27 protein-coding genes are annotated in these 22623 nt (G+C 64.1%); 11 read left to right on the top strand and 16 right to left on the bottom strand.

Going from position 1 to position 22623, the window contains the following annotated elements; genetic code table 11:
* The first annotated feature begins 50 nt into the window (after positions 1–50).
* Genes AAG799_RS01760 through AAG799_RS01750 form a run of 3 tightly spaced genes read left to right on the top strand, consistent with a single transcriptional unit; the run spans position 51 to position 1406 of the window.
* Entirely contained in the window at positions 51–764 is a 714-nt protein-coding gene (locus AAG799_RS01760) for an AzlC family ABC transporter permease (protein ID WP_341894069.1), read from the top strand.
* The gene (locus AAG799_RS01755; protein WP_341894068.1) at positions 757–1083 is read left to right on the top strand and encodes an AzlD domain-containing protein; all 327 of its coding nucleotides are present in this window, start codon (positions 757–759) and stop codon (positions 1081–1083) included. The genes AAG799_RS01760 and AAG799_RS01755 overlap by 8 nt, the downstream gene beginning before the upstream one ends.
* On the top strand, positions 1080–1406 hold the full coding sequence (locus AAG799_RS01750; RefSeq protein ID WP_341894067.1) for a hypothetical protein: 327 nt from the start codon (positions 1080–1082) through the stop codon (positions 1404–1406). The genes AAG799_RS01755 and AAG799_RS01750 overlap by 4 nt, the downstream gene beginning before the upstream one ends.
* Before the next feature lie 6 nt (positions 1407–1412).
* Here the strand turns inward: AAG799_RS01750 and AAG799_RS01745 are convergent, their stop codons facing one another.
* The 8 genes from AAG799_RS01745 to AAG799_RS01710 form a co-directional block, all read right to left on the bottom strand.
* Positions 1413–2054 carry a DUF1345 domain-containing protein gene (locus AAG799_RS01745; RefSeq protein ID WP_341894066.1) on the bottom strand — a complete coding sequence of 214 codons (642 nt, stop codon included), beginning with the start codon at positions 2052–2054 and terminating at the stop codon, positions 1413–1415.
* A gap of 130 nt (positions 2055–2184) precedes the next feature.
* A complete protein-coding gene (locus AAG799_RS01740) occupies positions 2185–2670 on the bottom strand; it encodes a hypothetical protein (RefSeq protein WP_341894065.1) in 486 nt (161 codons plus the stop codon).
* Positions 2671–2723: 53 nt separating this feature from the next.
* On the bottom strand, positions 2724–3464 hold the full coding sequence (locus tag AAG799_RS01735) for an amino acid ABC transporter ATP-binding protein (protein ID WP_341894064.1): 741 nt from the start codon (positions 3462–3464) through the stop codon (positions 2724–2726).
* A gap of 13 nt (positions 3465–3477) precedes the next feature.
* A complete protein-coding gene (locus AAG799_RS01730; protein ID WP_341894063.1) occupies positions 3478–4566 on the bottom strand; it encodes an amino acid ABC transporter permease in 1089 nt (362 codons plus the stop codon).
* Position 4567: 1 nt separating this feature from the next.
* A complete protein-coding gene (locus tag AAG799_RS01725) occupies positions 4568–5761 on the bottom strand; it encodes an amino acid ABC transporter permease (protein WP_341894062.1) in 1194 nt (397 codons plus the stop codon).
* Between the two features lie 89 nt (positions 5762–5850).
* Complete coding sequence (locus AAG799_RS01720; RefSeq protein ID WP_341894061.1) at positions 5851–6870, bottom strand: amino acid ABC transporter substrate-binding protein; 1020 nt, start codon at positions 6868–6870, stop codon at positions 5851–5853.
* Between the two features lie 59 nt (positions 6871–6929).
* A complete protein-coding gene (locus AAG799_RS01715; RefSeq protein WP_341894060.1) occupies positions 6930–7373 on the bottom strand; it encodes a YqaA family protein in 444 nt (147 codons plus the stop codon).
* Positions 7374–7397: 24 nt separating this feature from the next.
* The gene (locus AAG799_RS01710; protein WP_341894059.1) at positions 7398–8798 is read right to left on the bottom strand and encodes a M20 family metallopeptidase; all 1401 of its coding nucleotides are present in this window, start codon (positions 8796–8798) and stop codon (positions 7398–7400) included.
* A gap of 153 nt (positions 8799–8951) precedes the next feature.
* On the opposite strand from AAG799_RS01710, the gene AAG799_RS01705 reads away from it, so the two are divergent.
* The 5 genes from AAG799_RS01705 to AAG799_RS01685 all read left to right on the top strand — a co-directional run bounded on the left by AAG799_RS01705 (position 8952) and on the right by AAG799_RS01685 (position 12710).
* Complete coding sequence (locus AAG799_RS01705; protein ID WP_341894058.1) at positions 8952–9464, top strand: anthrone oxygenase family protein; 513 nt, start codon at positions 8952–8954, stop codon at positions 9462–9464.
* Between the two features lie 42 nt (positions 9465–9506).
* Positions 9507–10691, top strand: a complete 1185-nt coding sequence (metC, locus tag AAG799_RS01700; RefSeq protein ID WP_341894057.1) for a cystathionine beta-lyase — start codon at positions 9507–9509, stop codon at positions 10689–10691.
* Between the two features lie 2 nt (positions 10692–10693).
* Positions 10694–11548 carry a GNAT family N-acetyltransferase gene (locus AAG799_RS01695; RefSeq protein WP_341894056.1) on the top strand — a complete coding sequence of 285 codons (855 nt, stop codon included), beginning with the start codon at positions 10694–10696 and terminating at the stop codon, positions 11546–11548.
* A gap of 23 nt (positions 11549–11571) precedes the next feature.
* Positions 11572–12327: an enoyl-CoA hydratase gene (locus AAG799_RS01690; RefSeq protein WP_341894055.1), complete on the top strand. Its 756-nt coding sequence runs from the start codon at positions 11572–11574 to the stop codon at positions 12325–12327.
* An 83-nt stretch (positions 12328–12410) separates the two neighbouring features.
* Positions 12411–12710 carry a hypothetical protein gene (locus tag AAG799_RS01685; RefSeq protein WP_341894054.1) on the top strand — a complete coding sequence of 100 codons (300 nt, stop codon included), beginning with the start codon at positions 12411–12413 and terminating at the stop codon, positions 12708–12710.
* Positions 12711–12778: 68 nt separating this feature from the next.
* On the opposite strand, the gene AAG799_RS01680 is transcribed toward AAG799_RS01685, so the two are convergent.
* From AAG799_RS01680 to AAG799_RS01645, 8 genes are all read right to left on the bottom strand, one after another.
* On the bottom strand, positions 12779–13249 hold the full coding sequence (locus AAG799_RS01680; protein ID WP_341894053.1) for a YbaK/EbsC family protein: 471 nt from the start codon (positions 13247–13249) through the stop codon (positions 12779–12781).
* 160 nt (positions 13250–13409) lie between these two features.
* Positions 13410–13901, bottom strand: coding sequence for a Fur family transcriptional regulator (locus AAG799_RS01675; RefSeq protein ID WP_341894052.1), 492 nt, complete (start codon positions 13899–13901; stop codon positions 13410–13412).
* Between the two features lie 41 nt (positions 13902–13942).
* Positions 13943–14788 (bottom strand): alpha/beta hydrolase, encoded by an 846-nt coding sequence (locus tag AAG799_RS01670; RefSeq protein WP_341894051.1) that lies wholly within the window; start codon positions 14786–14788, stop codon positions 13943–13945.
* Positions 14785–15867, bottom strand: coding sequence for a branched-chain amino acid ABC transporter permease (locus AAG799_RS01665; RefSeq protein WP_341894050.1), 1083 nt, complete (start codon positions 15865–15867; stop codon positions 14785–14787). The genes AAG799_RS01670 and AAG799_RS01665 overlap by 4 nt, the downstream gene beginning before the upstream one ends.
* A 13-nt stretch (positions 15868–15880) precedes the next feature.
* Entirely contained in the window at positions 15881–16897 is a 1017-nt protein-coding gene (locus tag AAG799_RS01660) for a branched-chain amino acid ABC transporter permease (RefSeq protein WP_341894049.1), read from the bottom strand.
* Positions 16894–17616: an ABC transporter ATP-binding protein gene (locus tag AAG799_RS01655; protein WP_341894048.1), complete on the bottom strand. Its 723-nt coding sequence runs from the start codon at positions 17614–17616 to the stop codon at positions 16894–16896. The genes AAG799_RS01660 and AAG799_RS01655 overlap by 4 nt, the downstream gene beginning before the upstream one ends.
* The gene (locus tag AAG799_RS01650; protein ID WP_341894047.1) at positions 17613–18389 is read right to left on the bottom strand and encodes an ABC transporter ATP-binding protein; all 777 of its coding nucleotides are present in this window, start codon (positions 18387–18389) and stop codon (positions 17613–17615) included. The genes AAG799_RS01655 and AAG799_RS01650 overlap by 4 nt, the downstream gene beginning before the upstream one ends.
* 53 nt (positions 18390–18442) lie before the next feature.
* Positions 18443–19642, bottom strand: a complete 1200-nt coding sequence (locus AAG799_RS01645) for a substrate-binding domain-containing protein (RefSeq protein WP_341894046.1) — start codon at positions 19640–19642, stop codon at positions 18443–18445.
* A gap of 275 nt (positions 19643–19917) precedes the next feature.
* Here AAG799_RS01645 and AAG799_RS01640 point away from each other — a divergent pair, with 275 nt between their 5' ends.
* From AAG799_RS01640 to AAG799_RS01630, 3 genes are all read left to right on the top strand, one after another.
* Complete coding sequence (locus tag AAG799_RS01640) at positions 19918–20544, top strand: TetR/AcrR family transcriptional regulator (protein WP_341894045.1); 627 nt, start codon at positions 19918–19920, stop codon at positions 20542–20544.
* Positions 20544–21299 (top strand): enoyl-CoA hydratase/isomerase family protein, encoded by a 756-nt coding sequence (locus tag AAG799_RS01635; RefSeq protein ID WP_341894044.1) that lies wholly within the window; start codon positions 20544–20546, stop codon positions 21297–21299. Before AAG799_RS01640 ends, AAG799_RS01635 begins: the two co-directional genes overlap by 1 nt.
* Positions 21300–21301: 2 nt before the next feature.
* A partial coding sequence (locus AAG799_RS01630; protein ID WP_341894043.1) for an AMP-binding protein occupies positions 21302–22623 on the top strand: 1322 nt, incomplete at its 3' end.

Raw genomic sequence — 22623 nt, 5'->3', positions numbered from 1 at the left:
TAACCATCATACCGGTTGACTGGCTGCACGCCAATCCCTAGCTTCCGCCCATGGATTCGCTGCCCGACAAACCGGAAACGGCCAGATTCACCCGCGAAGGCGTGTGGCACGGCATGAAGCTGACCACGCCTTACAGCCTGAGCGCCCTGCCCTTTGGCATTGCCTTCGGCGCCGCCGCGCTGGGCACCACGCTCTCGCCGGGCGAAGCCATCCTGATGAGCGCGATCACCTTCGCCGGCAGCGCGCAGTTCGCCGTGCTGGGCCTGTGGAGCGTGCCGCTGCCGGTGGCCGCCATCGTGCTGACCAGCTTCCTGGTCAATGCCCGCCATATCGTGATGGGTGCAGCGCTGTATCCCTATATCGGCACCCTGCCGCGCCGCTGGGTGTTTCCGATCTCGGCCGGCATGACCGATGCCGGCTGGGCCATCACCCTGCAGGCGATGATGAACGGCCGGCGCGATCTCGGCATCCTGCTCGGCACCATAATCATGCAATGGCCGGTCTGGGTCGGCGGCACCGCGCTGGGTGCGCTGGTCGGCAGCGGCGGCCTCGATGTGAAACGCTGGGGCCTGGATGTGCTGATCGCCGGCGTATTCGCCACTTCGGTGGTGGGACTGTATCGCGGCCGCAGCGACATCCTGCCCTGGGTCGCCGCCGTGGCCGGCACCGTGGCCGCCCTGCTCTGGCTGCCCGGCAACTGGTACATCCTGATCGGCGGCCTCTGCGCCGGCCTGGCCGGGCTGTGGAGCAGCCGCGATGAATAACTTCCTCGCCTTTGACAGCGTGGCGGTGATCGCCATCGCCGGTATGGCGCTGGCGACACTGCTCACCCGCGTCGGCGGTTTCTGGCTGATGAGCTATGTCACCCTGTCACCGCGGCTGGAACGCTTCCTGCGCCATACCGCCGGCGGCGTGCTGGTCGCCATCGTAACGGCCGCCGCCATGAAGGGCGACCCCGCCATGTGGGCCGGCCTCGCGGCCGCCGTCGGCATCATGCTGCTGCTGCGCAAGTCGATGACCGCGATCCTGAGTGGCATGGCCATCGCCATCGGCCTGCGGTTGCTCGGACTTTTTCCGGCATGAAGCCAAAGCCGCTGTTGCTGCAGGCCGTGACCACTGCCGACCGTCATCAGGCGGTGACGGCCGCCTGCGACAGCCTGGCTACCCACAGCGGCTGGGTCGTGGACGCACATTTCTACTCCAACAAGGCGGCGACGATCCGCTTCACGATCCCGATTGTCACGCTGACCAACTGGCTCGACGATCTGCGAAAGGCCGGGTTATGCGTTGATGAACCAGCCCCACCTGCGCAGGGCACGGCAGAAGAGATCTCCGGCAGCCTGGCGATTACCTTCATTCATGACGAGCCGGATCTGGCGCGCGAGATTCCCAGCATTCCGGGTTAAGCGGCATCAATTGCTGGCAAGCATGTTCACGGTCAGTGCGATCACCGTGGTATTGAAGAAAAATGAGATCACGCTGTGCACCAGCGTCAGGCGCCGCATTCCGCGCGACTGCGTGCTCACATCCGAAACCTGGCAGGTCATGCCGATGACGAAGGCATAGTAAAAGAAATCGCTGTAATCGGGCTCGCGCCCGCCCGGGAAGTCGAGACCACCATGCTCCTTGCGCTTCCCGTCTCCAGGCCGGTCGCCATAGTAGAGATGCGCGTAATGCAGGGCGAGCACCGTATGGATCAGGAACCAGGCACAGATCATGCTGGCGCCACCAAGCCCAAGGCGCAATATCCTGATGCTGCCCGTCGCATCATCCTTGGCATTGATCATCATGCCGAGCGCCAGCAGACTGATGGCCCCGGCAACCACCACCAGCAGCGAAATGATCCAGGCGCTGTCATCCAGATCACGGGCCCGCTTGCGCAGCATGGCGATGGATACGTCGCTGACTGCATACCAGGTCCAGGCAAGGAACAGCAGCACGCCCGCCAGCCAGGCCGCACCGGCATGGATCATCGGATCGTCAGGCTGGAACGGCCACAGAAAAATGGCGGCGCCGAGACCCAGGCAGATCAGCAGGCGCCAGCCGGCCGACATGTGTTGCAAAATCTCAAATAGCCTGGCCATTGCATCCCCTGCCGCAGAGTCGGTGCTGCAGCAGTGTATAACGCGATGCCAGCCACGGCAGTTCCGTCAGTGCCGGTCTGCCATCTGCGCCAGTCTGGTCTCAACGTATGGGCGTCGGATCGCCCGGCTGCGACTGCCAGTCCAGCACCTGCCAGCGGCCGGCCACCTGTTTGAGGCGGTAGCGCGTCGGCGGCGCCGGCGTGGTGCCGCAATCGGGCTCGGCCATCTGCAGGCCGCAGTTGCGACCGGCAACCGCGATCACCGCTTCATCGGCGGCCGGCTGTTCGGCAGACGCGATCCGATAGCTCCACCAGTAGCGCGAGGCCGTCATCGTGCGAAGGAAACCGGCAGCGCCTTCACTGCCGGCCCAGACCACGCGGCACAGATCGGTGTCGCGGCGGGCGAAGCAGGCCAGCAGGGTTTCGACCGCGCAAAGCGGCGTTTCAGGGCTGCCGATGCAACGGCTGTCGCTGCGGGCGGCCGGGCCGATCAGGCGATACTGGCCGGCAGGATCGACGGATGGAAGCTGGGCCGAGGCCGGGCCGGCCAAGGCAAGAACCAGAAGAACGGCGACACTGTTGCGCATGACGCTCCTCCCCATTTGTTATGGGGAGGAGCATAGCACGGTTTAGTGATTTATCAGTGCAGTATCTGGCTGAGGAACAGCTGGGTGCGTTCGTTCTGCGGGTTGGAGAAGAACTCTTCCGGCGTGTTCTGCTCGATGATCTCGCCGCGATCCATGAAGATCACGCGATCGGCCACCTTGCGGGCAAAGCCCATTTCATGGGTGACGCAGATCATGGTCATGCCGCCCTCTTCGGCCAGGCCGACCATGACATCCAGCACTTCCTTGACCATTTCCGGATCGAGCGCCGAGGTCGGCTCATCGAACAGCATGATCTTGGGGTTCATGCACAGCGAGCGTGCAATGGCGACACGTTGCTGCTGGCCGCCCGACAGCTGGCCGGGATACTTGCTGGCCTGCTCCGGGATGCGCACACGGTTGAGATATTTCATCGCGGTCGCCTCGGCCTCGGCCTTGGGCTTTTTCAGCACCCAGATCGGACCGATCGTGAGGTTTTCCAGCACGGTGAGATGCGGGAAAAGATTGAAGTGCTGGAACACCATGCCGACCTCGCGGCGGATCGCATCGATGTTCTTCAGGTCGTTGGTCAACTCGGTGCCATCGACGATGATATGGCCCTTCTGGTGTTCTTCCAGCCGGTTGATGCAGCGGATCATGGTCGACTTGCCCGAGCCGGACGGCCCGCAGACGACGATACGTTCGCCCTTCTTGACGCTAAGGTTGATGTTCCGCAACACGTGGAATTCGCCATACCACTTGTTGACGCTTTGCAGTTCGATGATCTGTGCAACCATGGTTATGGCCCCTTTAGCGCTTATGTCCGGTTGCCAGACGCTTTTCGAGATTCTGGCTGTATTTCGACATGGAGTAGCAGAAGACGAAGTAGATCATCGAGACGAAGATATAGGCCTCGATGGAGAAGCCGCGCCAGGCCGGATCGGTCAGCGCCACTTTGGTGGACTGCATCAGATCGTAGATACCGATGATGACCACCAGGGAAGTGTCCTTGAACACCGCAATGAACAGGCTGACCAGCGGCGGAATCACGACCTTCAGGGCCTGCGGCAGGATGATGAAACCCATCTTCTGGCCATAGCTGAGACCAAGAGAATCGGCGCCTTCATACTGCCCCTTCGGAATCGCCTGCAGTCCGCCGCGCACCACCTCCGCCAGATAGGCGGCGGCAAACAGGATGATGGCGATCTGGGCGCGCAGCAGCTTGTCGATGCTGAAGCCTTCCGGCAGGAACAGCGGCAGCATCACCGATGACATGAACAGCATCGAGATCAGCGGCACACCGCGGATCAGCTCGATGTAGAGCACGCAGAGCGTCTTGATCGCCGGCATCTTCGAACGTCGCCCGAGCGCCAGCGCGACGCCGAAAGGAAACGCGATGGCGATGCCGAAAGTTGAGAGGATCAGCGTGAGCGGCAGGCCGCCCCACAGCGTGTCCTCGACATATTTCAGGCCGAGAATGCCGCCCCACATCAGCACCGACACCAGGATCAGTCCACCGACCCAGATCGGCAGCAGGATGACAGTCCAGAAGCGCGGGATGGTGCTGACGATGATCATCGCGATCAGGATGATGGTGGCCAGCAGCGGCCGCCATTGCTCGTCGTAAGGATACAGGCCGAACAGCATCAGCCGGTATTTCACGCCGATGAAAGCCCAGCAGGCACCGCCACCGGCGCGGCATTCCTGCGAGGTCGCCGCCGTGAAGTTGGCCTTGATCAGGGCCCATTCGATAAATGGCGGTAACGACATCAGCAGCAGCCAGACCGACAGGATGGTCAGGATGGCATTGAGTGGCGAGGAGAACAGACGCTCGCGCACCCAGGCGATCGGCCCGGTGGTGGAGGTCGGCGGCGGCAGGGATTCGGTCGCTGTCGTCATCTTACCGCTCCACCAGCGCAATATGTTTGTTGTACCAGTTCATGAAGAACGAGATCGACAGGCTGATGGCCAGATACACCGCCATGATGATCATGATGCCTTCGATGGCCTGACCGGTCTGGTTCAGCGTCGTATTGGCAATCGAGACGATATCGGGATAGCCGATCGCCACAGCCAGCGAGCTGTTCTTGGTCAGGTTCAGATACTGGCTGGTCATCGGCGGAATGATGACACGCAGCGACTGTGGCAGCACGATCAGGCGCAGCGTCTGGGTGCGGGTCAGGCCAATGGCACCAGCCGCCTCCCACTGGCCGTAATTCACCGCCTGGATGCCGGCGCGCACCACCTCGGCAATGAAGCCGGCGGTGTAGAGCACCAGGCCGAACAGCAGGGCGGCAAATTCCGGCGTCAGCGTGGCGCCGCCGACATAATTAAAGCCCTGCAGTTTCGGCACGTCGAGTTCCAGCGGCGCGCCGCCGATCAGCCAGCCCAGGAACGGCATGCCGACCAGCAAGGCCAGGGCGGTGCGATAGATCGGGAACGGCTTGCCGGTGGCGTCCTGCCGCTTCTTGGCCAGATTGGCCATGATGGCGATCAGCACGAAGGCGAGCAGGAAACCGATGGCGGCCAGATCGAAGGCGAAATGGTCGGTCGGTGCCGGCACCTTGATGCCGCGGTTCGACATGAACACGCCGGGCATCAGGTTGATGGCGGAACGCGGACCGGGCAGCGTCTCGGTGATCAGCGCATACCAGAAGAACAGCTGCAGCAGCAGCGGTACGTTGCGGATCACCTCGACATAGATCATCGACAGCTTGGCGATCAGCCAGTTCTTCGACAGCCGGGCGATGCCGACAATCGTGCCGATGATGGTGGCCAGGATGATGCCGATCACCGCCACGCGGATGGTGTTCAGCAGGCCGACCAGAATGGCGCGGGCGTAGGTATTTTCCGGCCCGAAGGCGATCGGCGATTCACCGATGGCGAAGCCGGATTCGCGGCCGAGGAAGTCGAAACCGGTGGAAATGTTGCGGATCGAGAGATTGTGCAGCGTGTTGGAAATCAGAAACCACGCCACTGCAACCACGATAGAAACGGCGACGACCTGATACACCACGGAACGAACATCGGGATCGTTCCAGTTCAGACGGCGCGGCGGCGCGGCTTGCGCGCCTTTACTTTGATGGTCTGCCATGTGCCCCCCATGGCTAAGAGAAACTTATAAATGCCAGCTGAAAGCGATGGGCCGGCGGTGCCCTGTACACCGCCGGCCCTGCTTACGACTTAGCGGATCGGCCAGGCGTAGAGCGCGCCGCCCTTCGACCACATCTGGTTGACGCCACGCGCCAGCTTCAGCGGGCTGCCCATGCCGACATTACGTTCGAAGCTTTCGCCGTAATTGCCGACCTGCTTGACGATGTTGTAGGCCCACTTCTCGTCAAGGCCGAGCGCCTTGCCGGCACCCGGGGTGACACCCAGGATGCGCTTGATGTTCGGGTTGTCGCTCTTCAGCATCTCGTCGACATTCTTCGAGGTGATGCCGTATTCCTCGGCCTCGATCATCGCGTTGAGCGCCCAGCGGACCACGACCAGCCACTGGTCGTCACCCTGACGCACCATCGGGCCGAGCGGCTCCTTGGAGATGATTTCCGGCAGGATCAGATGATCGTCGCCGTTCGGCAGCTGGGTCGCGCGCGTGGCGGCCAGACCGGAGGCGTCCGTGGTGTACACGTCGCAACGGCCGGAAGCGTAAGCGGCAACGACTTCATCCAGCTTCTCGATGACGACCGGCTTGAAGGTCATCTTTTCCGAGCGGAAATAGTCGGCGAGGTTCAGTTCGGTGGTGGTGCCCGGCTGCACGCAGACGGTGGCGCCGTTCAGCTCCTTGGCGCTCTTCACGCCGAGCTTCTTGGTCACCATGAAGCCCTGGCCGTCATAATAATTGATGCCGGCGCCGATCAAACCCAGCGAGGCGTCGCGGGTCAGGGTCTGCGTGGTGTTGCGCGACAGCAGATCCACTTCGCCCGACTGCAGGGCGGTGAAACGCTGCTGCGCGGTCAGGCCGGTATATTTCACCTTGGTGGCGTCGCCGAACATCGCGGCGGCAACCGCACGGCAGACATCGACATCGAGGCCCTTCCAGACGCCCTGGCTGTCCGGGGCGGCGAAACCGCCGAGACCGGTATTCGTGCCACACTGCACAAAGCCCTTGGCCTTAACGGAATCAAAGGTGGCGCCTGCCTGCGCGCCCTGTGCGACAAACACAAGCGCCGCCGCGGCAGCGGCCGTTGCAATAAGTTTCATAGGTTAACCCTTCCCTGTTGTGACTGGGTTCTGCGTTGGGGCAGAACTGCCTAAAATTATCACGACGCTGTAAAAACCGGCAAGATAACGTCAGTTATCCACAGGATGGCCGCATACCGCGCTGCCTTGCCGGCCGTCACCACTATCAAGAATCGGGCCAAGGGGTAGCGGAGTGCGCCTGCAGCAAAGGTCAGCGGGTCGCCGATCACCGGAATCCAAGAGAAAAGCAGGATCCAGCCGCCCCAGCGCGCAAAGCGGATCTCGGCTTGATGCAGGCGGTCGGGCGTGATTGGAAACCAGCGCTTGTGCTTAAAGCGCAGGCACCAGCCCCCCAGACCCCAGTTAATGAGTGCACCGCACATATTGCCGGCGGTGGCGACCAGGAAGAGTTGAACGGGCGGGGCCGCGGCCATGGCATGGGCCGTCGACAGCGCCACCTCCGACGACAGCGGCACCAGAGTGGCAGCCAGCAACGACCAGAAAAACAGGCCGCCGAGTGTCAATGCCTGGTCGATGGATGGCCCCGATCAGGACGGCAGAATGCGGGCATCGGCCTCGCCCAAATCCCATAGCAGGCCGGCCATCATCGCCAGCCCCTCGCGCATCACCGGCAGCAGGATATGCTCGTTCGGCGCATGCTGCGAACAGGCGGCGTAGGAATGCGGCATCCACACGGTGGGCAGGCCGAGCGTTTCGGCAAACACCTCGTTGGGCAGCGAGCCACCCAGATTGGGCAGCAGCGCCGGCTTGCGGCCCATGGTCTTCTCGACCGAGGCCACTGCGAAATGCACATAGGGATGATCGGGATCGAGCCGCGTGGCGGTGAAGACCTCGGCCCGCGCCTGCGTCACCTGCACCTGCGGGAAGCCGTGGCGATCCAGATGGCGGCGCAATGCTGGCAGGAACTGCGATGAATCCGGCCCGACCACGAAACGGATCTGGCAATGCGCGCTGGCGATGCCGGGAATCGCATTGACCGGGAATTCGGGATTGCCGGTCTTGAAGGCCAGCACATCGAAGCTGCACCAGCCATAGACGCGTTCGGCCGGCGTCAGGCCCGGCTCGCCCCACCAGGCATCGATCTGCGGCCCGTCGCTGCCGCCGCCGACTTCGCAATCGGCGAGCGCGCGCTTCACCCCGGCCGGCAGCTCCTTCGGCACCCATTCGGGCACGCGAATCTGGCCGGTGGGCCCGGCAATGCTGGCGATGGCATGGGCGAGGATGATGCCCGGATCGGCCAGCAGGCCGCCCCAGTTGCCCGAATGATGCGCGCCCTCGCGCAGATTCACTGTGAGGTCGAAATTCATCGCGCCGCGCGCGCCGCAATACAGCGTCGGCCGTTCCGGCGACAGGCGTGGGCCATCCGAGGCCAGAAACAGGTTGGCGTTCCAGGCGTCCTTCTGGGACTTACAGAAGGCATCGAGGCCGGGCGAGCCGACCTCCTCGCCGGTTTCGATCAGCAGCACGACATTGAAGCCGAGCTTGCCGCCGCGCGCCTTCAGCACGGCGGCCATGGCGGCGATGTTCACCGTATGCTGGCCCTTGTTGTCGGCGGTGCCGCGGCCGTAGAGCTTTTCACCCTCCTGCACGATCTGCCAGGGCGACAGGCCGCTGCGCCATTGTGCATCCTGGCCGCGGATCACATCGCCATGGCCGTAGGAGAACAGCGTCTTGCTGGCGCCGGCCTCGCGGCGGATGGCAACCAGGAAAGGTCCGCCCTTGGGCGAGGGATTGGGATGCACCGTGCACTGGAAGCCGAGCGCTTCGAGCGAGCCGCGCATTTCCTGTTCCAGATAATCGCCCAGCGCGCCGGCACGATCGGGATTCTGGCTTTCGGTGGGGATGGCGACGCGGCGGGTGAGATCGGCGAGGAAACCGCCCTCGTCCAGATAGGTGGTCGCAGCGCGGATCGCGGCATCGCGGGTCATGGGACAGCCTCTTCACTCAGAAATACGAAGTGGCAATGTTAGGCTCCCTGCCCGGCTGCCGCCAAGGCCCGCCGGGCCGGACCAAAGCAAAGTTGCGCAGGAAATTGGTTCGGCCGGCGTGCAGCATCCCAACATTTCGCTCCGGGGGGAATCATGCTGCGACCGCTCTGCCTGTCCGTCACCAGCCTGGCCGCGCTGGCGGCCGCACTGATCGCCGGCTTTTTCTACGCCTATCACTGTTCGGTCATGCCCGGCCTCGATGCGGCCGATCCTATGGCGGCGATTGCCGCCATGCAGGCGATCAACGCCACCGTGCGCAACATGACCTTCGCCTTCAGCTTTTTCGGCACGCTGGGGTTCGGCCTGCTGGCCAGCATCGCCATGGCGCTGCGCCAGCCGCGCGATCCGGCCGCCTGGCTGGTGTGGTCCGGCACGGCACTCTATGGCTGCGGCGCCTTCGCCGTCACCATGGCCTTCAATGTGCCGCTGAACGAGGCCCTGGCCGCCGCGACACCCACCGCCCAGTCGGCCGCGGCGATCTGGCAGGATTATGCCCAGCCCTGGATCACCTGGAACACCCTGCGCATGATTGCCAGCCTGATGGCCCTATTCTGCTTTGCTGCGGCATTATGGCTGGAAGCCGGGGCCGCCAAGTCTTCTCATTGATCCGGGGCTTTGCGATAGTTGGACCCCAGATTGGAGTCCGCCATGAAAGACGAAACCAAGCTCGCCACGCTCGGCCGCGACCCGGAAGGCCATCACGGCGCCGTCAATATCCCGGTCTATCGCGCCTCGACCATCCTGCAGCCGAGCCTGAAAGCACTGGCCGATGTGTATACCGCACGGGCGGAAGACAAGCAGGTCACCTCCTATGGCCGCGTCGGCACGCCGCTGACCTATGCGTTCGAGAATACCGTGGCCGAACTGGAAGGCGGCTATCGCGCCATCGCCTATCCGTCAGGCGCCGGCGCCTGCTCGGGCGCGATCCTCAGCGTGGTGAAGGCCGGCGACCATATCCTGGTGGTCGACAACATCTATGGCCCGACCCGGCATTTCTGCGACACCGTGCTGAAACGGCTCGGCGTCGAGACCGAGTATTTCAAGACCGCCATCGACATGGCGAGCTTCAAGGCGCTGTTCCGCCCCAACACCACGCTGGTGTTCATTGAATCGCCGGGCTCGCTCACCTTCGAGATGATGGACGTGGCGGCGATTGCCGAGGTTACGCACAAGCATGGCGCCAAGCTGGCGATGGACAACACCTGGGGCACGCCGCTCTATTTCAAGAGCTTCAGCCATGGCGTCGATCTTTCGGTGCATGCCGCGACCAAATATATCGTCGGCCATTCCGATGCCATGCTGGGCATCGTGATCGCCACCAAGGAGATGTGGCCGACCCTGCGCGACACCGCGCGCACCATCGGCGCCAATGCCGGCCCCGACGAGGTCTATCTCGGCCTGCGCGGCCTGCGCACCATGGCGGTGCGGCTGCCGCGCCACATGGAAAGCGGCCTCACCGTGGCGGACTGGCTGCGCAGCCGCGAGGAAGTCACCAGCGTGCGGCATCCCGGCCTGCCACAGGATCCGGGCCATGGTATCTGGAAGCGCGATTTCCTCGGTGCCTGCGGCCTGTTCGCCTTCGAGCTGCAGAAGAAATACAGCGATGCGGCAGTCGCCGAATTCGTCGACCATCTCGAACTGTTCGGCATCGGCTATTCCTGGGGCGGCTATGAAAGCCTGGTCTCGGTGCCGGCGATCAAGAGCGTGCGCACCGCCGAACCATGGCAGGATCACGGCTCGCTGATCCGCCTGCATATCGGCCTGGAGGATACCGGCGACCTGATCGCCGATCTGAAAGCCGGCTTCGACCGGCTGAACAAGGCACAGGCATAAACGTGACCATTCGCCTTCTCACTCCGCAGGACCAGCCGCAGCTCGACGCCTTCCTGCGCGGCCATACTGCCGAAACCATGATCCTGCGTTCCAATCTGGCGCAGAGCGGCATCGTCGACGGCAGCGAGCCCTATCAGGGCCGCTATGCTGCCGCCTTCGATGGCGAGCGGATCGTCGGCACCGCCGCGCTGTACTGGCAGGGCATGCTGGCGGTCTATGCGCCGCAGCATGCCGGTGCCGTCGCCCGCATGGTGGCCGACGGCCGCGCAGTGGCCGGCATTATCGGTCCATGGCAGCAGGCGCTGGATGCCGAGGATGCCATCGCGCAGAACGGCGCCCATCACAAGCTGCGCTCGCGCGAGATGCTGATGGCGCTGCCGCTGGAGCGGCTGGTGCTGCCGGCCCCGCTGCTGCAGGGGCAGACTCTGCACTGCCGCCGCGCCACCGCTGCCGATCATGAATTGCTGTATCAGTGGCGGCTCGATTTCTGCTGCGAAAGCCTGGGCGCCACGCCATCGCAGGCCCTGGCGCAAAGCGCAGCCGGCGAAGTGACCCGGTGGGTGGCCGAGGGCAGCCAGTTCATCCTGCTGGACAATGGCAGGCCGGTGGCCGGCTGCTGCTTCAATGCGCGCCTGCCCGATACCGTGCAGATCGGCAATGTCTGGACCCCGCCGGAAAGCCGCAGCCGGGGCTATGGCCGTGCCGTGGTTGCCGGCGCGCTAGCCCTGGCCCGGCGCGATGGCGTCACTCAGGCCGTGCTGTTCACGCCGGAGGATAACCCGGCCGCCCAGACGGCTTACCTAGCGATAGGCTTCACGCGCATCGGAGACTATGCCATTTTGCTGCTCGCCGACTGAAACCGGCTTCCGGGGAGCAAACAATGACCGAGATCCTGACTGCGCAGGCTGATGGCATCCTGACCATCACCTTCAACCGGCCTGAAAAGAAGAATGCGCTGACCTCGGCGATGTATGCCACGCTGGCCGATGCGCTGGAGGCCGCCGAAACCGATGCCGCCGTGCGCGTGATCCTGTTCGCCGGCAATGGCGGGGCCTTCACAGCCGGCAACGACCTGCAGGACTTCCTCAACAATCCGCCGCAGGGCGACAACACGCCGGTGTTCCGCTTCCTGCGCGCGATCAGCACGGCCAGCAAGCCGCTGGTTGCCGCGGTGACCGGCGTGGCGGTTGGCGTCGGCACCACCATGCTGCTGCATTGCGACCTGGTTTATGTCGGCGCCGGCGCCAAGCTGTCGCTGCCCTTCGTCAATCTGGCACTAGTGCCGGAAGCTGCCTCCTCGCTGCTGCTGCCAGCCATGATCGGCCATCACCGCGCCGCCGAACTGCTGCTGCTGGGCGAGCCCTTCGATGCCGATACGGCGAAGGCCTATGGCATCGCCAATGCGATCTTCCCCGATGCGCGCGTGGTGCCGGAAGCGCTGCAGATCGCGCAGAAGCTGGCGGCCAAACCGCCGACGGCAATGAAGCTGACCAAGCAGCTGCTGAAACACACCAAGGGCGATGTGGCCGGGCAGATGGCGCTGGAAGGCGGGCACTTCCGCAGCCAGCTTAAATCGGCCGAGGCGCGCGAGGCGATGACCGCCTTTTTCGAGAAACGACCGCCCAAGTTTGGCTGAGTTTCTGCGTTTTTCGCAGTAATCGGCAGGGAACATTTCCTGCGTGACGGAGGTTTCTTATCCGTCAACGAAAGGAGTTCATCATGCCCAACAAAAATCCGCAGCCGCAACAGACCCGCACGCCGCCGCAGAACCCGCAGCAGGCCGGCCAAAAGCCATCTTCGAGCGATGTCGGCAAGGACACCGACAATGACGGCCGTGTCGTGCAGCCGGGGCATCGTGCCGGTGAGGTGGACGGTGCGCAGCAGCGCCGGGCGCAGGCCGGCAAATCCACCGGCAAGACCGACTGGGTCGGCAAGGATACCGATGGCGATGGCCGCGTCGTGAAGCCCGGGCGCCAGCCGGGCGAGATTGATGGCGACCGCCAGAAGCAGAAGCACTGACGGTAGACGTGTCGCGATGACACGTATCGCAATGAAGGCCCGCACCATCCGGTGCGGGCCTTTCGCGTTCAGTGCATCACGCTGATGCGGGCATGCCTGGCTTCCGGCATCAGGCGCCGGAAATCCTCGCCCGTCACATGCACCAGGGTGCGGTGATCGCCGCCCTCGAAATAGAGATCGGCCATGGCATCCAGGCGCCGGTCCACCACCACCTCCACGCCATAGGCACTGCCCAGCGGCGGCAGCGCGCCGCGGACGCAGTCGGTGAACAGCGACATGATGTCGCTTTCGGTCGCCAGTTCGACAGGCCGCTTCACGGCCCTGGAGAGCCTGGTCAGTTCGACATCGCAGGAGGCCGGCACCGCGGCCAGCATGAAGCCGTCGTCGTCTTCCACCAGCACGGCCTTGATCACACAGGCTTCCGGCACGCCGGCACAATGCGCCGCCTCGCGCATGGTCGCCGCATGGGCATGCTCGATCAGCCGGTAGGGAATGGATTGCCGGTCGAGAAACTGCTGCAGACTGGTCGCAAGTGCCATGGCACCCTCCTCTGGCAAGGGTGACGGGCCGCCGGTGTGGCTTGAGCTTCATCCGGCGGTACCGCCGATTGCGCTCAGGCTAACGCGCGATGGCGCGTTGGCATAATGACATTTGCGGGGCAGAAACTTTGCTGTGAAAGCAGCGGATTAGCGCCTAGCCCTAAAGCGCGCGGCAATCGCGGCAGACGCCGACCACTTCGATGGTCTGGCGTTCGACCTGGAAGCCCAGCGCCCGGGCATCCTGCTGGATGCGGGTGCCGAGTTCTGGATCGTTGATCTCGGTGGCGGTGCCGCACTGGCGGCAGATGAAGATTTCCTGCTGCACGGCATGGCCCGGCGCGGTGCAGCCGATGAAGGCATTCAGGCTTTCGACCCGGTGCACCAGTCCCTGTTCGACGAGGAAATCGAGCGCGCGATACACGGTGGGCGGCGCCACCTTCTGGCCATCGCCGCCCAGCTGGGCCAGCAGGTCATAGGCGCCGGCCGGCTTGTGGCTCTGCCAGATCAGCTCCAGCACCCGGCGGCGGATCGGCGTGAGCTTGGCGCCGGTATTGCTGCAATGGGTTTCAGCCGCCGCCAGCGCATCGCTGATGCAGGCGGCGTGGTCATGGCCATGAGTATGGGGGGCGTGCTGGTGGGCGTGGCGGGACATATCCCCAGTATAGGGCGGGGCCGGGTTCCGGCCAATGCCCCCTACTCGGCCAAAAACGCCGCGATCAGGGCGATCTGTTCCACCGTATCCAGCGCCGGGGCATGACCGATACCCGGCATGTCGATCCGGCGGGCTTTCGGGCCGCGCCGGGTCATCTCGGCGGCGGTTTCATCGCTGAGCAGGTCGGACACCGCGCCACGCAGCAGCAGGGTTTTCGTCGTGATCTGGTCATACAGCGGCCAGGCATCGCCGGTGACGGTGGCGGCCTGGCGGCCCAGCACGGCGGCGATCTGCGGGTCGTAATGCGGGGTCAGGCGGCCATCGGGCAGCCGGCGGGCCGAGGTTTCGGCCAGCTTCTGCCAGCCGGCATCGGTGGCAATACCGAAGGGCGCATAGATGGTGCGGAAATACTGTTCCAGCTCGGGCAGCGTGGCAAAGGCCGGCGGCGTGCCGGCATAGGTGAGGATGCGGCTGACCGCGCCGGGTGCAATCGCCGGCCCGACATCGTTGAGCACCAGATGGCTGATGCGGTCCTTCAGCACCGTGCCCGCCACCGCCATGCCGATCAGGCCGCCCATCGAGGTGCCGACCCAGCGGGCGGTGGTCAGTTTGAAATGGTCGAACAGTTCGACGGCCTGCCGCGCATAGAAGGGCACGGTGTATTCCGCATCCGGCTGCGGGCTCCATTCGCTGAAGCCGCGGCCGATGGTATCAACCGCCAGCAGGCGGTAATGCGGCGCCAGCGCCGCCGCCAGATCGTCGAAATCATGGGCGGTACGGGCAAAGCCATGCCACAGGATCACGGCGGGGGCATCGGCCCTGCCCCAGTCGAGCAGATGGACACTGCGGCCGGCGAGTGTGAGATAGCGCGAAACCGGGGCGCTCATGAGCGCATCTGCCGCAGCTTGCCGACAATGCCGACCGGGAAGAAATAGACGCTGAGCACGAACAGGATGCCAAGCCAGAGCAGCCAGCGATCGGCATGGAACAGGCCGGGCAGCAGGGGAATGCCGGCGGCTTCCAGCATGCCGCTGAACTGGCCCATCAGCACCTGCAGATAATTCTGCGCCAGAATGAAGATGGTGGCGCCCAGCACGGCGCCATACAGCGTGCCCATGCCGCCGATCACCACCATGAGCAGGATGTCGATCATGATGGCGAAGCTGAGCGTGGTGTCCGGGCCGGTGTAGCGCAGCCACAGTGCCATCAGCACGCCGGCCAGCGTGGCCATGCCGGCCGACAGGCAGTTGGCGATCGAGCGGTAGACCACGACGCGATAGCCCAGCGCCTCGGCGCGGAAGTCGTTTTCGCGGATCGCCTGCAGCACGCGACCAAACGGCGAATTGACCACGCGCAGGGCCAGCAGGAACAGGATGAGCGCCGAGAGGAAGATCAGGTAGTAGGACAGGATGCGGCCATTGATCATCACGCCCATGACCGGTTCGTCGAACAGGCGGAAGGCCGGTCGCAGCATTTCCGGAATCCGGTAGCTGCGACCATCCTCGCCGCCCGTGATCTCGTTGAGCTGCGAGGCCAGGATGGCGAAGGCAGAGGCCACCGCCAGCGTGATCATGGCAAAGAAGATCGCCCGCACCCGCAGGCTGAACAGGCCGATCAGCAGGGCCAGCAGGATGGCGAGCACCAGGGCGACGACCACGCCGATGCCGAGCGCGCTCCAGCTCGGGCTGAAATTGTACATGGCGATCGCCACGCCATAGCCGCCGATGCCATAAAACATCGTATGGGCAAACGACACGATGCCGGTATAGCCGAGCAGCAGGTCGTAGCTCGCCACCAGGATGACGAAGACGCAGATCTTGGCGGCGACATTGAGCGGTTGGCTGCCCGGGAACAGGAAAGGCGCGAAGGCCAGGCAGATCAGCACGACGAACAGCAGTGCGCCCAGCACGCGCGAGCGCGGATAGTCGCCGGACAGCAGGCTGTGGATCGGATTGTTGGGCAGCATCACACCTCTCCCCTCACCGCTTGGCCACGGGATAGAGGCCCTGCGGTCGCCACAGCAGGATCACCACCATCAGCAGGATGCTGCTGCCCAGTGCCAGTTTCGGCGCCAGGAAGCCGGTGTAGTTGGCGACCAGTGCCACCAGCAGCGCACCGATGAAGCAGCCGCCGACCGAACCCAGCCCGCCGATGATGATGACGATGAAGATCAGCACGTTCACTTCCATGCCCATGCCCGCCGTCAGCGTCTGGCGGTAGAAGGCCCAGAGCACGCCGCCCAGACCGGCGAGCGCCGAGCCGGCGATGAAGACACCGACGAACAGCCGGCGGATCTTGTAGCCCAGCGCCTCGACCATCTCGGCATTCTCGACCCCGGCGCGGATCAGCAGCCCGATCTTGGTGCGGTTGAGGATCAGATACATGGCACCGAACACGACAAGGCCGAGCACCACGGCAATGACACGGTATTTCTCCATCGCCGCGTCGCCGATCACGATGGCGCCGCGCAGGCCTTCCGGCAGTCGCAACGGGATCGGGCTGGCGCCCCAGATCACATGGATCATCTGTTCGGCGACGATCATGCCGCCCATGGTGATCAGGATCTGCTTGAGATGCTGGCCATAGACCGGGCGGATGACGATACGCTCGAAGGCATAGCCCAGGCCGCCGGTGACCACCATGGCAACCAGGATACAGGCCAGCAGCACGCCGATATTGAGCAGCAGGTTGTCGGATTCCACCCAGCCGGCCAGCGGGCCCAGCGCCACCAGGCTCATATAGGCGCCGAAGGAGATGAACACGCCATGGCCGAAATTCAGCACGTCCATCAGGCCGAAAACGAGAGTCAGTCCCGAGGCCATCAGGAAGATCATCATGCCCATGGCGAGGGCTGCCACGGTGAGCGTCACCCAGGTCGACACGCTGCCGACGAAGGGCAGCGCCACCAGCATCAGCAGCGGCACCAGCAGCATCGGCAGGTAATCGACCTTCACCTTGGGCAACATGGCCGGCGGAGTATCAGCAGCAGCAGTCATTGATGCGCCTCCATGCTCAGGCCCAGCAGTTTCTGCTGCAGCGTCGCGTCTGCGGCCAGTTCGGCCATGGCACCGGTATGGACAATGCGGCCATCGTCCATCACCGCGACATGATCGCCGAGCAGCTTGGCGGCGAGGAAATTCTGTTCGACCAGCAGGATGGTGGCGCCGGTGGCTTTCAGTTCCCTGAAGGCCTGCACCATGTTCATGATGATGGCCGGTGCCAGGCCCTTGGTCGGCTCGTCAATCAGCAGCAGGTCGCGCGGCTCGACGATAGCGCGCGCGATCGCCAGCATCTGCTTCTGGCCGCCCGACAGCACGCCGGCAGCCAGCGACCAGAATTTCTCCAGCGCCGGGAACAGGCCGAAAATCCATTTCAGCCGCGCCGCATCAATCTCGCCGCCGCGGGCGGCCAGGATCATGTTCTCGCGCACCGTGAGGTCGGCGAAGATGCCCATATTCTCGGGCACGTAGGCGATGCCGGCCTGGGCGATCTCGGGCGTGGGGGTTTTCGTGATGTCGCGGCCATCGAAGGTGACGCTGCCCTGGCTTGCCTGCCACAGGCCCATGATGGTGCGCAAGGTGGTGGTCTTGCCCGCACCGTTGCGGCCCAGCAGCATGGTGAGTTGGCCGCGCGGCACGACGAGGTCGACGCCATGCAGGATGTGATACTGGCCGATATGGGTGTGCACGCCCTGCAGCTTCAGCATGTCGCTCATGCGGCCGCACTCCCTTCTGGCGGCAGGCCGAGATAGGCCTGCTGCACCACGGGCGATGCGATCACTGCGGCCGGCTCGCCGTCAGCGACCAGCTGGCCGTTATGTAAAACAATAATGCGATCTGCAAGGCTACGCACCACATCCATCTTGTGTTCGACCAGCAGCACGGTCTTGTCACCACGCGCCTTGATGCCGTGGATCAGGTCGAGAATGGTGGGCACTTCATCGACCGACATGCCGGCGGTCGGCTCGTCGAACATGAAGACGTCGGGCTCCAGCGCCAGCAGCAAAGCCACCTCCAGCTTGCGCTGGTCGCCATGCGGCAGCGCGCCCGCGGTGGCATTGCGCTTGTCGAGCAGGCGAACCTGTTCCAGCAGGCTGTCGGCCTTCTCGATCAGGTCGCGGCGATGGCTCCACAGCTGCAGCAACTGCAGACCGGCACCGGCACGCGACTGCACGGCAAGCCGCACATTCTCCATCACGGTCAGGTTGGGAAACAGGTTGGTGAGCTGAAACGCGCGCCCCATGCCGCGCTTGGTGCGCGCCGAGGCCGTCAGGCCGGTGACATTCTCGCCGCGCAGCAGCACCTGGCCGGCGGTGGATTTCAGCTGGCCGGAAATCAGGTTGAAATAGGTGGTCTTGCCGGCGCCATTGGGCCCGACGATGGCGGTCAGCGTGCCGGGCTGGAAGGCGCAGCTGACGGCATTGACGGCGACATGGCCGCCGAAGCGGATCGTCAGGTCGCGGGTTTCGAGTGTGGGTGTGGCGGACATCTGTCTGGATAAAAAAAGACCGCCGGGACATGACGTCCCGGCGGCAGGCGTAATCAGCGCTTGTTGCGGATCGGCAGCGGCACGGCCGATTCCTGGATCACCTGGACGAGATCGAGCAGGTCGTTGTCGTCCTTGCCGTCCTTCTTGACCTTGAAATGATACATCTGCTGCAGCGCCTGATGGTCTTCCTTGCGGAACAGCATGGTGCCCTTCGGGGTGTCGAAGATCATGCCTTCCATGGCGGCGATCAGCTTGTCGGTGTTGGTGCCCCCCGCCTTCTGCACGGCGGTCAGCATGGCGGACGCGGCAGCAAAACCACCGGCGGTGAAGAAGTCAGGCGGCGTGCCGTTGTTGCGCTTCTTGTGCTCGGCAACCAGCCAATCGTTCATCGGGTTCTTCGGGAAGTCGTAGTAGTAATAGATCGCGCCTTCCATGCCCGGATAGGGCTTGTAGAGCTTCATCACCGGCAGGATGTTGCCACCAGGTGCGATCTCGATGCCGAAACGCTCCGGCTTCAGATCGGCGATCTTGGGCAGCGGATGCGGTCCGGCCCAAACGATGGCGATAATCTTCTTACCCGGCTTGTCCTTCAGCGCATCGAAGAGACGCTGCGCCGAGGCGGTGAAGTCGGTGGTCTGCGTCGGGGCATATTCCTCGAAGGCAATCTTGACGTTCGGGTGCGACAGCGCCAGCGCGTCCTTCATCGCCTTGATGCCATCCCGACCGAAGGCATAATCCTGCGCCAGCGTGGCCAGATGCACTTCACCGGTCTTCGGCATCGCCGCAGCGCCGGCATAGGCGTCCTGGGTCGAGTTGCGGCCGGTGCGGAAGATATACTTGTTCCACTTCTCGCCGGTGATCGCATCGGCCACCGCCGGCTCGACGATCAGGATCTTCTTGTGCTCCTCGGCAACCGGCAGCATCGCCAGCGCGCCGCCCGAACCGGTGGTGCCAACAGCGATGTCGACATTATCGTCGGCATAGGCCTGCTCGAGCAGCGACTTGGCCAGATCGGGCTTGAACTGGTCATCCTTGACGATGACCTGAATCTTGCGGCCCTGCCAGGTCATGGTGCCCTTGGTCAGGTATTCGAGGCCCATCATGAAGCCGGTCTCGGTCTGCTTGGCATAAGCCTCGAGCGGACCGGTCTTGCTGGCAATCAGGGCAACCTTGAGGTCGGCGGCCTGCGCCGACAGCGCCAGACCGGCGGTTAGTGCAACAGCCAGTCCGGCCGTCTTCATCACGCGCAGCATGTATCTCTCCCTTGCGATGCGGGCATGGCGACGGAGACGCGAGTATTGGCATGCGACATGCGCGACATCGGCTCCTCCCTCTGCTTGGCCCGGGTTGTCCCGGTGCCGCTGGCAGACCGCGCCCGCTGGACGGCCCACAAACATGACAGTTGATTCATGTTTCATAGATTTGTACTGTCCGCCCGTTGAGCCGTCAAGCTGCATTCCGGCGAATCCCGCCGGGACGCATGCGGAGGGTTCCAAAAAGTTAATATGACAAGAGATTCATGGCTCACATGAACGCCAGGAAACGCGCCCTGCCATTGCCCAAGACCGGCCGTGGCGAACAGACCCGCCGCAAGATTCTCGATGCCGCCCAGCGCGAGATCGGCCGGCGCGGCTTTGCCGAGGCCTCGATCAGCACGATCACAGCCGAAGCCGGCGTCGCCCAGGGCACCTTCTACATCTACTTCCGCAGCAAGGAAGATGTGATGCGCGAACTGGTCCTGCATATGGGCCGCATGTTGCGCCACCACCTGACCGAGGCGACCGAAGGCGCCCGCGACCGCATCGAGGCCGAACGGCTCGGCCTGCGCGCCTTCCTCGATTTCGTGCGGCGCAACCCCGACCTCTACAAGGTGGTGGAAGAATCGCAGTTCGTCGACGAGAAGGTCTATCGCCAGTATTACACCGATTTCGCCAAATCCTACCGTATCGCGCTGGCCGCCGCCGAAAAGCGTGGCGAGATCGCGCCGGGCAAGAATGACACGGCGACAGAAGTGCGGGCCTGGATGTTGATGGGCATTTCGGTCTTCCTCGGCCAGCGTTACGGGTTGTGGGATCCGAAGACACCGCTTGACCCTATCATCGATGTCGCCTCGGCCATGGTGGCGCATGGCATTGCCGCCAGGGCACCGCGCTGATGCCCGCGACGCTGCTGGATATCGCCGATGGCGTGGCGCGGCTGACGCTGAACCGCCCCGAGCGGCATAACAGCCTGGTGCCGGCGCTGCTCGACAGCCTGAATGCCGACCTTGACCGCATTGTCACCAGCGACGATATCCGTGCCGTGGTGCTGCAGGCCGCCGGCCGCAGCTTCAGCACCGGTGGCGATGTCGCCGGCTTCCAGGCCGTGCCGCGTAGCGAGCGTCGCACCTATGCCGCTGGACTGGTCGGCAGCCTCAACCGCGCCATCCTCGCTCTGCTCGGCCTGCGCGTTCCGGTGATCGGCCGCATCCATGGCCCGCTGACGGGCGGTGCACTGGGCTTCCTGCTCGCCTGCGACCTGGCGGTGATCACGCCGCAAGCCTTCATCCAGCCCTATTACACCGAGGTGGGCTTCAGTCCCGATGGCGGCTGGACCGCGATGCTGCCCGCCCGCATCGGCACACAGCAGGCACGCGAGATCCAGTTGCTGAACCGCCGCATCACGGCAGTGGAGGCCGTGCAACTCGGCCTTGCCACCACGCTGGCCGAGCCCGACAGTCTGGACAGCACCATCGAGGGCTGGCTGATGGAGCTGCGCAGCAAGCAGCCGGGCAGCATCGCCCGCACCAAGCGCCTGCTGGCAGTGGACTGCGCCGCCGGCCTGCAGGCCGAACAACAGCAGTTCCTGGAACAGATCGACAGCGCCGAAGCCGAGGCCGGCATGGCGCGCTTCCTGGCAAAGAGTGCCTAGCCATGCAGATGGTTTTCGACATTGCCGCCCGCCGCGCCGAACTGAGCCCAGACACGGTCGCTTTCATCGAGCGTGAGGGCGGTCGCCGCCTGACCTACCGCGATCTTGATGATCGCGCCTGCCGCTTTGCCGCCTGGCTACAGACCAAGGGCATCGGCCATGGCGACCGCATTGCCATCCTGTGCCTGAACAGCGCCAGCTTTTTCGAAATTCTGTTTGCCTGCGGCAAGCTGGGCGCCATTCTGGTGCCGCTGAACTGGCGCCAGCCGGCACCGGAGCTGATCCCGGTGGCGCAGGATGCCGCGCCAAAGCTGCTGATCCACGATGCCGAGCATGCGGCCTTGGCCGCAGAACTGAACCTGCCGCTGCTGTCTTTCGCCGCTTACGAACAGGCCGTCACCGCCACGGCACCAGGCCAGTACGACACGGCATGGGAGCCGGATCGGATCTGGTACATGCTCTATACCTCCGGGACCACCGGCAAGCCCAAGGCGGTGATCCAGACACCGCGCATGGCTTATGCCAATGCGATCAATATCGGCCAGGCCATCGACCTGACCTCACGCGACACGACGCTGAATTTCCTGCCGCTGTTCCATACCGCCGGCATCAACCTGCATACCCTGCCGCTGCTGATGTGGGGCGGCACCATTCAGGTGCTGAAGAAATTCGAGATCGATCCGGTGATGACCGCGCTGCAGACCGGCGATTGTACGGCCTTTTTCGGCGTGCCGGCGATCTATCAGGCGATCAGCCTGCACAAGGATTTCGCCGCAGCCGATTTCACCAAAGTGCGCAGCTGGGGCTGCGGCGGCGCACCGCTGCCAGCCAGCCTTGTCGAACTGTTTGCCAAGCGCGGCGTTCTGGTGTGCAACGGCATGGGCATGACCGAGACCGGGCCCACCGTGTTCCTGATGGATCGCGCCCATGCCCAGGCCAAGATCGGTTCGGTGGGCAAACCGCAGCTCCTCGCCGAGGTGCGCGTGGTCGACGATAACGACCAGCCCCTGCCCGCCGAGCATGCCGGCGAGCTGCAGATTCGCGGCCCCGGCATCACGCCCGGCTACTGGAACAACGAGGCGGCCACCAAGGCCACTTTCACCAACGATGGCTGGTTGCGCACCGGCGACGTCGCCCGTCGCGATGCGGATGGTTATTACTATATCGTCGACCGCATCAAGGACATGTTCATTTCCGGCGGCGAGAATGTCTATCCGGCCGAAGTCGAGATCGCGATCTACAAATTCCCCGGCGTGCTGGAATGCGCGGTGATCGGCGTGCCGGACGAGAAATGGGGCGAAGTCGGCTGTGCCTATGTGCTGCC

The organism is Ferrovibrio terrae (assembly GCF_943371255.1).
Taxonomy (GTDB): Bacteria; Pseudomonadota; Alphaproteobacteria; order Ferrovibrionales; family Ferrovibrionaceae; genus Ferrovibrio; species Ferrovibrio terrae_B.
This window is presented reverse-complemented; position numbering and strand designations above follow the sequence as displayed.